Origin of the sequence: Enterococcus sp., assembly GCF_022711995.1 — a bacterium.
GTDB lineage: Bacteria > Bacillota > Bacilli > Lactobacillales > Enterococcaceae > Enterococcus_D.
In genome coordinates, this window is sequence record NZ_JALAHI010000058.1 from 65,915 (window position 1) to 76,452 (window position 10,538).

Annotated in this window: 14 protein-coding genes; all 14 read right to left on the reverse strand. The window is 42.1% G+C overall.

Annotated features, from left to right (window positions below; all coding sequences use genetic code 11):
* Positions 1-7 precede the first annotated feature (7 nt).
* Positions 8-532, reverse strand: coding sequence for a flagellar basal body-associated FliL family protein (locus Q0A12_RS05970; protein ID WP_291291748.1), 525 nt, complete (start codon positions 530-532; stop codon positions 8-10).
* 12 nt (positions 533-544) lie between these two features.
* Entirely contained in the window at positions 545-742 is a 198-nt protein-coding gene (locus Q0A12_RS05975) for a flagellar FlbD family protein (RefSeq protein WP_291291749.1), read from the reverse strand.
* A 33-nt stretch (positions 743-775) separates the two neighbouring features.
* Positions 776-1,675, reverse strand: a complete 900-nt coding sequence (locus Q0A12_RS05980; protein WP_291291750.1) for a flagellar hook-basal body complex protein — start codon at positions 1,673-1,675, stop codon at positions 776-778.
* Between the two features lie 75 nt (positions 1,676-1,750).
* Positions 1,751-2,119, reverse strand: coding sequence for a flagellar protein (locus tag Q0A12_RS05985; protein WP_291291751.1), 369 nt, complete (start codon positions 2,117-2,119; stop codon positions 1,751-1,753).
* Positions 2,116-2,598 carry a flagellar hook capping FlgD N-terminal domain-containing protein gene (locus Q0A12_RS05990; RefSeq protein ID WP_291291752.1) on the reverse strand — a complete coding sequence of 161 codons (483 nt, stop codon included), beginning with the start codon at positions 2,596-2,598 and terminating at the stop codon, positions 2,116-2,118. The genes Q0A12_RS05985 and Q0A12_RS05990 overlap by 4 nt, the downstream gene beginning before the upstream one ends.
* Positions 2,599-2,616: 18 nt before the next feature.
* The gene (locus Q0A12_RS05995; protein ID WP_291291753.1) at positions 2,617-3,993 is read right to left on the reverse strand and encodes a flagellar hook-length control protein FliK; all 1,377 of its coding nucleotides are present in this window, start codon (positions 3,991-3,993) and stop codon (positions 2,617-2,619) included.
* A 44-nt stretch (positions 3,994-4,037) separates the two neighbouring features.
* On the reverse strand, positions 4,038-4,460 hold the full coding sequence (gene fliJ / locus Q0A12_RS06000) for a flagellar export protein FliJ (protein WP_291291754.1): 423 nt from the start codon (positions 4,458-4,460) through the stop codon (positions 4,038-4,040).
* 18 nt (positions 4,461-4,478) lie between these two features.
* Complete coding sequence (gene fliI, locus Q0A12_RS06005; protein WP_291291755.1) at positions 4,479-5,834, reverse strand: flagellar protein export ATPase FliI; 1,356 nt, start codon at positions 5,832-5,834, stop codon at positions 4,479-4,481.
* Between the two features lie 2 nt (positions 5,835-5,836).
* Positions 5,837-6,640, reverse strand: coding sequence for a FliH/SctL family protein (locus Q0A12_RS06010; protein ID WP_291291756.1), 804 nt, complete (start codon positions 6,638-6,640; stop codon positions 5,837-5,839).
* Complete coding sequence (gene fliG / locus Q0A12_RS06015) at positions 6,624-7,628, reverse strand: flagellar motor switch protein FliG (protein ID WP_291291757.1); 1,005 nt, start codon at positions 7,626-7,628, stop codon at positions 6,624-6,626. Before fliG ends, Q0A12_RS06010 begins: the two co-directional genes overlap by 17 nt.
* 14 nt (positions 7,629-7,642) lie before the next feature.
* Positions 7,643-9,256, reverse strand: a complete 1,614-nt coding sequence (fliF, locus tag Q0A12_RS06020) for a flagellar basal-body MS-ring/collar protein FliF (RefSeq protein WP_291291758.1) — start codon at positions 9,254-9,256, stop codon at positions 7,643-7,645.
* Between the two features lie 24 nt (positions 9,257-9,280).
* Positions 9,281-9,601, reverse strand: a complete 321-nt coding sequence (gene fliE / locus Q0A12_RS06025; protein ID WP_291291759.1) for a flagellar hook-basal body complex protein FliE — start codon at positions 9,599-9,601, stop codon at positions 9,281-9,283.
* A gap of 6 nt (positions 9,602-9,607) precedes the next feature.
* Positions 9,608-10,024, reverse strand: a complete 417-nt coding sequence (flgC, locus tag Q0A12_RS06030; RefSeq protein WP_291291760.1) for a flagellar basal body rod protein FlgC — start codon at positions 10,022-10,024, stop codon at positions 9,608-9,610.
* Positions 10,025-10,042: 18 nt separating this feature from the next.
* Positions 10,043-10,405: a flagellar basal body rod protein FlgB gene (gene flgB / locus Q0A12_RS06035; protein ID WP_291291761.1), complete on the reverse strand. Its 363-nt coding sequence runs from the start codon at positions 10,403-10,405 to the stop codon at positions 10,043-10,045.
* Positions 10,406-10,538 lie beyond the last annotated feature (133 nt).

Sequence of the window (10,538 nt, forward strand, 5' to 3'; positions counted from 1 at the left end):
CCTCTTTCTATTGGATCACTAAATCAGTAACATATACTTCATTGACGATTGATGATCCATACTCATGATTGATTGCTGCTTTCAGCTCTTTTTTCAAATTCGGTACACTTTCTGCCGAACTCAAAATATCACTCGCTTTTTTTTGTCGCAGTAAATTAACAACACTATCGCGAATGACAGCGACATTTTTCGTCACCTCTTCACTCTTTTCCTCGTTGTCGACGAGAATCGAAAGGTTGACCTTCATATATTGCTGTTCATGTCCTTCTTCTTTCTCAAGATTCACAAGAAATTCCTCTAGTGAGACAATCGATTCATCTGTGTCTATTCCTTTGACCTTGGTCTTGGTTTCTGTGGCGACTTCTTTGTCTTTCACTAGAAAGTGATTGGTTACCAGTGTCCCACCAATCGTTCCACCAACTACGATCACCAATAAAATGGGGATCAGCAGAACTAGATTGATTCCTTTTTCTTTATTTTTCTCTTTGCCTTGTTCTTTCTCTTCATTCTCTTTCACTTTCGCTTTCGCCATCTTAACCCACCCTTAGTTATTTATTTGATTCGAATTGATCAAGAGTTTATAGTCGATGACACGCTGTGCCGTTTCCGCTGCGGTCTCAGTTACAACCAGTGTCTTGCCATCTGTCAATGTAATCAATGTATCGGGCATTTCTTCCACCCGATAGATCAGTTCCGGATTTAAATAAAACTCTCTGCCATTCAATGCCGTCAATAAAATCATCCGGTACCTCCTATTTATTTTTGAGGGATTCTATTAGCGCTTCAAGTTCAGCAATTCTTGTAACATTTCATCAGAAGTGGTAATACTTCTTGAATTTGCTTGATACGCTCTGCTGGCGATGATCATTTCTGTAAATTCAGTCGATAGATCGACATTCGACATTTCAAGTGCCCCCGCTTGTAGACGTCCTGAGCCATTTTGGCCTGCTCCCGCAACAATTGCTGCACCGGAGTTGCTAGATTGCATATAGTTGTTCCCACCGACTTTTTCCAAGCCTTCAGGGTTATTGAAAGTAGCGATGGAGACTTTCCCCATAACGAATGATTTGTCGCCGTATTTTGCAACGACTAGTCCATTAGCATCGATGGCCATTGAGTTATACGTTAGAACTTTGCCGTCTGTGTCAGTAATCGTTGACGGAATTTCCAATGGTCCGATGGTTCCTTCGTCACTGATCCCAGTTCCTTCTTTGTAAGTATCATCGTATACTGTCGGTGGATTCGTACTTGCAGGACGTCCCAATACTTGCATCCCATCACTGTTTGTCAACGTTCCATTGCTGTCTCGTACGAAAGAACCATCACGGGTATAATAAGTTTCGCCACTTTCTCCAGAACCTTGGACCATGAAATACCCTTGGCCACTAATGTAAAAGTCCATTGCTCGTCCAGTAGATTGAGGTGCTCCTACGGTATTGATCATGTCGATCGAACCAGCTTGTACGCCTAAACCGACTTGTGTACCGTTGACACCCCCGGAGCCATTGCCTGGTGCGGTTGCATTTGATGTTGTTTGGCTCATCATGTCTTGGAAAAGTACCCGACTTGATTTGAAACCAATCGTATTGACGTTGGCAATATTATTTGATACCACGTCCATTTTCGTTTGAAGATTTTTCATTCCACTAACACCTGAATATAATGATCGTAACATTAATTTTCCTCCTTCAATTTGACGTATTTTCCTCTGTCGTTCAGAAAATACTACAGCCCCTTTTCAGTCCAGCTGTTATTTGATAAATGTGGCACTATCGATATTCGTCACTGTATGCAATTCGTTCATACCCATTGCCGTAATGATCGTCCGACTATGAACATCTGCGATCAGCCCCATATCTTTATATACCAATAATGATTCTTTACTTCCTTTAGCAGCTAATTCGCTCATCGCTGTTGACAGCGAATCATAATCCGTCTCTTGGAGCGTTAACGCGCGATCCGTCAACCGCTTTTGTGCATGATGGGACACTTTGATACTTTTTTGCTTATCTTGCAGCATCTCCGAAAAATCAGCATTCTTTGCTTGGTACTGTGTAGAACTAAGTGTTTTTCCAGAAGTGGCTGCTTGTAATGGTAAATCGCGGCCTATTGGATTCATACGGACTCACCTTTTGCTTTGTCGCCTTCTGATTCGCTTGCTGTTTCATCTGAAGTTTTGGGATCCCCGCCAATTTCTTCGATCGCGCTCATATTGTATTCTTTCCCATTGACAACGATCGTGGCATATCCATTTGAAAAACGTACTTTCTCAATGACTCCGGTAACTTTTTCTTTTCCATCTAATACCGTGACTTCTTTGTTGATTAATCCGAAAGCCTGTTGTTGTTGCTGCAAAATCACGGAGGTCATTACCGTTTCACTTAATTCATTCAATTGCTCCAATGTAGTAAACTGAACTAGCTGTGAAATGTAATCTGTACCACCGCCTGAAGAATCCCCACTAAAAGAAGGATTACTCATAGTTGCTGCTAAAATTTTAAGGAAATCATCCATTGAAATATCGGAAGCTCGATGGGTCTGTGCTGTAGTAGTGGTACTCGCAAGGCCCGCAACCGACTGTGTAATCTCATTAGGCATCTTTTTTCTCCTTTTACATTACGCCAGAATACTGATGGCATGATTTGTTGGTTCCGTAATTTCTTCGGTAGGTACAGGAACTTGATTGTAGATTTTTTTCCCCGATTGTCTCTGAGGCTGTGAAAAGCCTTGTTGTGCTGTCTGGCCATCACTTGTTGAGTTGAACCCAGCGAAGGAGCCTTGAGAAAAAGTAGCACGTTCGATCGATGTTGTCGGATTGTCTTTCAAAATGCCTTCCTTTGAAGAAATCACTTGCTGTTCTTGTTTTTGAAGCACTTGCTCCAACTCTGTCTTGATGGATGACAGTAAGTGTTTGGTCTGTTGTTGCTCCACAGTAAACTCCAAACGACTGCCTTGTGCCGTAACTTCCAATGCAATGCGAACTTTACCAAGTTTTTCCGGTACCAATTGAAGCGTAATTTTTTTCTCCGGTGTCTGTACTAGCTGTTCGACTTTTTGCGCCAATGGTTCCACGGCAGCCTTGATTGCAGTTGGTGTTGGCTTTTCATTTGCTTTCGTCAGTAATGTCGAAAAGTCCATCGTCGCTACTTGTTGCAATCCATCGGTTCCAGTTTCCGTTGTCAAATCAGCAATCATTACATCCTCTGAGAGGGACATTTTTCCCGGGAGTGGTTGCGGTGCTACGGATTTTGTTGAGGTCTCGGCTGATTGCTCAGTAGAAGTTTGTTTTTTTGTAACGTCACTTCCTTGCAGCTCATCCCGTTTTTCACTAGCTGACACGGTCGGTTCCTCTATCAATACGGGCTTTGTTCCAATTTCCAAACTCGCTTGATCATCACCCAAAACAGAAGGTTGGTCTTCTAAGACTGTTGCAGGCAGCGTCGTTCCTTTGCCTTCGAGGTCTGAACTGAAAGAAATATCTTGGGAAGCTATTTCTTGCTGTAGCATTGATTCAACCAAATTCGTCCCAGATAGCTGACCAGTCACTGACTGTACTGATACTGGTTCGACTGATATTGGCTGTACTGACACTTGATCGGTAGCAAGCAGCTGGGTAGGTGTGGTTTCTCCTAGCCACATTTCTTTAGCCGTTTCTGTAAGGGCGCCCATAGAATGCAACCAGTCCAAGTTCCCTGCTAACGCCGGACTTGGTTGGCGATCGATTTGCGGAACCCATTCTGTAGTTGCTACGGATTCCTCCCCCGTAGACTCGCTGACTAACTCGGATTCTTCGCTGTCTACTTGCTCGGCCAAGTCACCACCGTCAAGCTCCCCTTGAGGCACCATGGCTGCTTCCTCATCGGTCATATTCCCTTCAAACTCTTGAGAAAACTGCTGTAGTAACTGCATGAAATTACCGGGATCTTTTACTTTAACAGATTGTTGCTGCTCAGCGGTTGTTGCAATCGCTGATGTCATCGCCACTTGTTTCATTATTCACCTCCTCTCAAGTCTTTTTATGTACCTGCAGTCGTCGCTTAACTTATTGCTAGACTGCGACTGCCCATTTCATCTAATTGCTTTTGCTCTTCTTGAAGCAATTGATAATTGTATTCTTCAAGCTTTTTTTCTCGTAGCTTTTCGACAACTTTCCGTTCTTGTTGTGCTTGCACAACGACGGTCAAGGCGGCTTCAACTTCTTGACTCAGCTGACGTACTTGCTGATACATCTCATGAATTGCCGACTCTAATGCGGTTAGATAGCGATGTTGGACTTGCATTCGTCCAATCGTCATTTCATTGACGTCCATCAATGCAGTTTTTTCATTGATCATTTGTGTGAGAACTTGTTCCTTTTGGATCACTGCTTTTTGTTTCTCCGCATAAGCTCGTTTAGCTTCTTGCTCTACAGTTACACGATGATCCAACACTTTTTCCAATGAAAAATGAAAAGCTTTCATCCTTAGTTACCTTCTTTCTTATTGCAAAGCGTTTCGCTGCCGTTCAAGAGTTGCCTCTCCATTAAATAAGGCAGCTAACGCGGTTTTCGTTTCTTCATATGAGTTTCGTTCATCCACTCTCTGTTGTAAAAAACTGTTGATGGGATGATGTAATGCGATGGCATGATCCGTGATGGCATTGGCACCTGATTTATAGGCACCAATATCGATCAAATCTTTGGCTTCTGCATAGGCAGCCATATTTTCCTTTAACTCACCTGCATCGTTGTACTGTTCTGGTGTGACCAGCGTTTTCATTAAACGACTTAGGCTGTTTTGCACGTCAATGGCTGGGTAATGGTTTTGAGCAGCGATTTTTCTGGATAAAATGATGTGTCCATCTAAGATACCCCGAACTGCATCGGCGATTGGCTCATTCATATCGTCCCCTTCAACCAGAACCGTATAAAAAGCAGTGATAGATCCTTGATCGGACATTCCACTGCGTTCCAACAGTTTTGGTAGAGCCGTAAATACAGAAGGCGTATATCCTTTAGTTGTCGGTGGTTCGCCGGTAGATAGTCCGATTTCTCGTTGTGCCATTGCAAAACGAGTGACAGAATCCATCATCAAAACCACTTTCTTCCCTTGATCCCGATAATACTCAGCGATTGCGGTGGCAACATGGGCACCTTTCAACCGTACTAAAGGCGGCATATCAGAAGTAGCACAAACAACGACTGATTTGCGGTAACCTTCTGGGCCTAGATCGTTTTCAATAAATTCTTTTACTTCTCGTCCCCGTTCTCCTACTAGTCCAATCACAATAATATCGGCTTCACAGTAGCGAGCAAGCATGCCTAGTAGGGTACTCTTTCCCACACCACTTCCGGCAAAAATACCTATTCGCTGGCCTTGACCAACTGTCAGTAAGCCATCGATCACTCGTACCCCGGTACTCATGATTTCAGAGATTTTTTTACGTTGGAAGGGATCTGGAGATTCCTGTATAACAGGATATTCATCAGCATCGCTTAGATCGATCTCCATATCCATAGGACGCCCAAGACCATCTAAGGTATGTCCCAGCAAGGAGTCACTGATTTTAACTGTCAATGTGGTCCCCGTAGGTTTTACCAAGCAACCAGGTCCAATACCTTCCAGTTGATCCAGCGGCATTAACAGGACCGTCTTTTTGACAAAACCAACCACTTCCGCTAATGCAACATGAGAGCTGTTCTGAACCTTTACCTCACAAATCTCTCCTACAAAAACCGATAACCCTTCAACTTTGATCAGTAGACCAACTACTTCGCTGACCTTTCCATAAACGGAATAGAATCTGCGATCTTTTGCCTTTTGAACAATAGGTTCGATAGGTAATTCAAGCACCATTTCTATTCACTACTTTCTAAAAGATGCTGCAAATAAAGTTCAATCTCTTTTTCTAACTCGAATACAACCAAAGAATCATCGGACTCGATCACAAAATCATGAGCTGAAAGCTGATCATCTGGCAATATCAAATAGCGGAAATTACTGATCTCTTGCTTTTTACTTTCCAGAATATCTTTAAGGACATGGAGATACTGCTCGTGGATGCGAATCGTCAAAAATTGATCCGGTTGTTCAAATTGCAATAAAATGGGCTCTAAAAAAGCAAGCAAAGCAGCATTGCTTTGCTCGAAACGCTGATTGATCAGTGCTTCGGCGATTTCTACTCCAAAAGAGATCATTTCAGCCTTTTTTTCAGACCGAAATGCATTGATCTCATCTGCTGCTTGCTGCACATTCTTTTCTGCTTGAGCAATCAGTTTAGCGGCCGTCTCTTTACTGGCAGAGACGCCTTCTTGATAGCCTTGCTCATAACCTGCTTTTTGCCCTTCAGCGAGTCCTTGGGCATACCCTTCTTTTTGCGCTGCTTCTTTGATTCTTTGCGCTTCTGCTTGAGCTGCTTCCAATGTTTTTCGCTTTAAGACTTCGATTTTTTTGAGCTCTTGCTCTTTTTCAAATTTCCACGCTTGTTCCCGCTGCGCTTCTTTTCGTTTTTGGAGGCTTTCTTCTAGCGAATCCGATGTATTCAACGAACCTGTCGAAGCAGAAGAAGGTGCCTTGATCACTGCTTCAGTCAAAATAGATTTTTCTTTGTTCAGATTTTGGACTGTTTCTTGTTTTAACAAGCTGCTATTTGACCACTGCATCTTGGTTGCCCCTTCCAAGATAGATCTCGCCATTTTCGTCTAAGCGACGTATGACAGCAACCACATTTTGTTGTGCTTCTTCGATAGCAGACAAACGGGTTGGTCCCATGAACTGAATTTCTTCTTGTAAATTCTCCACCGCCCGGGTTGACAGATTCGAGAAGATAAAGGCTTTGATATCCTCTGTCGTTCCTTTGAGTGCCAAAACAAGGACTTCGTTCGATACATCCCGTAGTACTTTTTGAACATCCAAACGATCCAATGTAACAATGTCTTCGAACGTAAACAGACTTGATTTGACTTCGTTTGAAAGTTCCGGCTGCCGCTTCTCTAGATCGGTCAGGATATTCTTCTCGGTACTTCGGCTGACAGAATTCAAGATTTCTACTAATGTATGCACGCCGCCCACGTTTTCACTATCATTTTCCACATAGTTAGAGAATTTATTCTCGATCACTTTTTCAATGCGCTCAATGATCAGTGGTGATGTACTGGAAATGGTTCCGATTCGTTCAGCGATTTCTACTTGCAGATGATCCGGAAATTGAGACAATACATCCGCTGCCTTGTCTGGTTGCATATAACATAAGATCAGCGCAACTGTCTGGGGATGTTCACCAATCAACAGATTCGTCAATTGTTGAACATCCGCCTTGCGAGCGATATTGAATGGCCGTTCTCGTAACTGGATCTGCGTAAGCACATCGATCACTTCTTTAGCTTTGTGAGAGCCTAATGCTTGGTTCAATAAATTCTTCGCGTAGTCGATCCCACCATCAATCACATATTTTCTGGCCGTAAACGTGGTTGAAAATTCTTCTAACACTTGATCACGTTCTTCTGGACTAACAAAATCGATATTGGCGATTTCATAACTAACCTTTTGAATATAATTTTCCGGCAGAAGCTTCATGATCTTCGCAGAGGTTTCCGATCCCAATGAGATCAAGAGTATTGCTGCTTTTTTGACACCATCGAGTGTTTCCATCGTTTCTTTCCCCTCTATTTTTCCTTCATCCAAGCTTTGATCAATTCAGCAGCTACTTCCGGATTTGAATCGGCGTGTTGTTTTGCTGAATGACTTAATGTGTCTTCGTCCTCAGTCTGATCTTGTTCTATAGATTCAATAACTTCTTCTAGAGCAGTTTCGTCATTTTGTCCCAACCCACCAAAGACCATCTCTTCAGAGTCTTCTGTCTGTGTTGGTACGTCAGCGACTGCAGATTGTGTCGTAACTGGCAACTCTTGGGTGACATCCACAGTAATATTGTCTTCTCGACGTCTTCTCAACATACCAATGATGAATAGTACGATCAAGATAACAATCAATGCAATTCCGCCGATAATCAGATATTTCAGATAGCCTTTTGCCGTTACTAATGGGTCTGTATTTTCAGTTTCTGCTGCTTCATCTGTAGCAGCTTGAGCAAAGTCAAATCCTTGAATGGCAATATCATCGCCACGATCAGCATCGTAGCCTACCGCACTGGCGATCAGTAATTGTAGTTCCGCTTGATCATTTTGAGAAAGATCAGCATTGACAACAACGGAACTGGTCATTCGTTGAATCATTCCAGGAGCAGCAATTCTTTTGGTCGTTTCTGTATTCAATTCGTTTTCTATGGAACGGCGGTAGGAACTACTCTCATCCCCCGCATCTCCTGTCACATTAGAAACATTGTCATCGACAGTTCCTGTCTGGGCGTCTAGAATTGCTTCGCCAGAACCGGCAGCTTGAACGGTCTCATTTCTGATTTCCGGATCTTCATAAGTTACTTTCGTGCTTTCGATCGAATCAAAATTCAAATCTAAATTGATTGAGACTTGGAACTTGTCTTCTCCATAGATAGGCGCCAATAACTTTGAAACTTTTTCTTCGAGTATTTTTTCGTACTCGTTTTTGATTGCGATATATTTGCCGTTCAAACTACTGAGTTGGCTATTTTCATCTTCATCGATCGTTAACGTATTACCAGAGCTATCCACTACCTTAACATTCTCCGGCAGAAGATTTTCTACCGCTCCTGAAGTCAGCGTGACAATTCCTTGTACTGCATCTTCGGAAATCCGCTGATTTTTAAGTGTTAAAATAATCGAAGCAGTAGGCGTACTTTCTTCACTAGAAAAGACACTGTCTTCTGGCATCACTAAGAGAACTTTCGCCGACTTGACAGAATCTAATGATTCAATCGCTCTTTGCAATTCTCCTGTGACCGCTCGCTGATACATGATCTTGCGATCTTCATCAGTGGTCATCATCCCGGCATCATCAAACAGTTCAAAGCCAGTTGCTGTGTTTGGCAACTTATTCTCCACCGCAAGTTCAATACGGTATTCATCGATCTGCTCTTTAGCAATTAAAATGGTTGTCCCATTATCCGCCAACTTATATTCGATATTCTGCTCTGTTAAATCCTTTGTCAGCGCGCCTGCATCCGCTTCGCTTAAATCTGTAAACAAAACACCGTATTCGACTTTAGTATTTAAGTAATACATAGTTGCCGCGACACCAATAATGCTGATAACGGAAAGAATTGCTATCAATTTTTTCAGTGAACTTTGAGATTGCCATCGTTCTTTGATCAAGTCTGGCCATTCTTTCAATTTTTCCATCATTTCGCTTTATTCCCTCGCCAACTGCTAGAACTGCATATTTTTAACATCGTTATATGCCTCTAAGCATTTATTACGCACAGTCACGGCTGTTTGGAGCGCTAACTGTGCTTCTGTCATTCGAATCATTATGTTTCCAAGATCACTTTCATCTCCTGTGATCATTTTGATCGTGTCTTGGTCCATTGTTGCAGTTTTTTGATTGAGACTCTCAAGAGCATCAGATAAATAGTTCCCAAATGCAGCATTTGATGAGGAATCGACTTCTGCTGTAGAAGTCCCAGAAGCATTTATTGCTCGTAAAGAGTTTTGATAATCCGTTAATCCTGATGTTAATAATTCATTCATTTTTTTCTACCCCTTCGATATTTCTAGTGCTTTTTTTAGAATCGTTTTGTTCATTTCGGAGGCAGAAACGTTCGCTTCATATGTACGCACTGCTTGGATCATTGCCACCATTTCATCTGCGATATCCACATTCGACTGTTCTAAGTAACCATCTTCATCAGCAGCAGGATTTGTAGGATCATAAGTTAATTTCAATGTATCATCTGCTTGGATTCCCGTTACCTTAACACCGTAGTTCTTTGTTTTCCCGTCTTGTACAGTCTTTAAATTCTGGGAAAAAAGAACACTCTTTTTTTGATATGCATCGCTGTCTTCTGTCTGATGCGTATTGACATTCGCAATATTGGTCGAAATCGTATCCAACTTTAATCGTTCCAATGCTAAGCCGCTTGCATTGATCGTCAGTCCATCAAAAACACCCACTACATCTGCCTACTTTCTTTAATTACTTAGTACAAGATTCATCATTTGCAAACGACCGTTTATTTGTGCTGTCAAAGCACTATAGTATAATCCGTTAGCCGCTTGATCCAACATCTCTACTTCTAGATCCACATTATTGCCATTGTCTTTTACACTTGTATTCGAGTTTTGTGTCACTCGTGGCTGTACTTGTGAAAGAATATCTTCTTCCTTTGCTGATTGCTTCGTTGAAGCTGCAATCGCCTGATTCAACTCACTTTCAAATTCTACTCGTTTGGCTTTATATCCATCCGTATTGACATTGGCAATATTTGAAGAGATCAGTTCTGCTCTTTTAGCTGAAACAGCAAGTGTTGTTTTTAATAAATCGTAACTATCCATTTTCAGTGCTCCTTTCTTTTTGTTTCAATCCGTTGCTCAATAAAAATTTAACCGAGATTTATCTACTCATTCTCTACAAAAAGCAGGTCATGTCTACTCATCGTTTCCTCATCCATCGTAGAAAGTTTGTAAC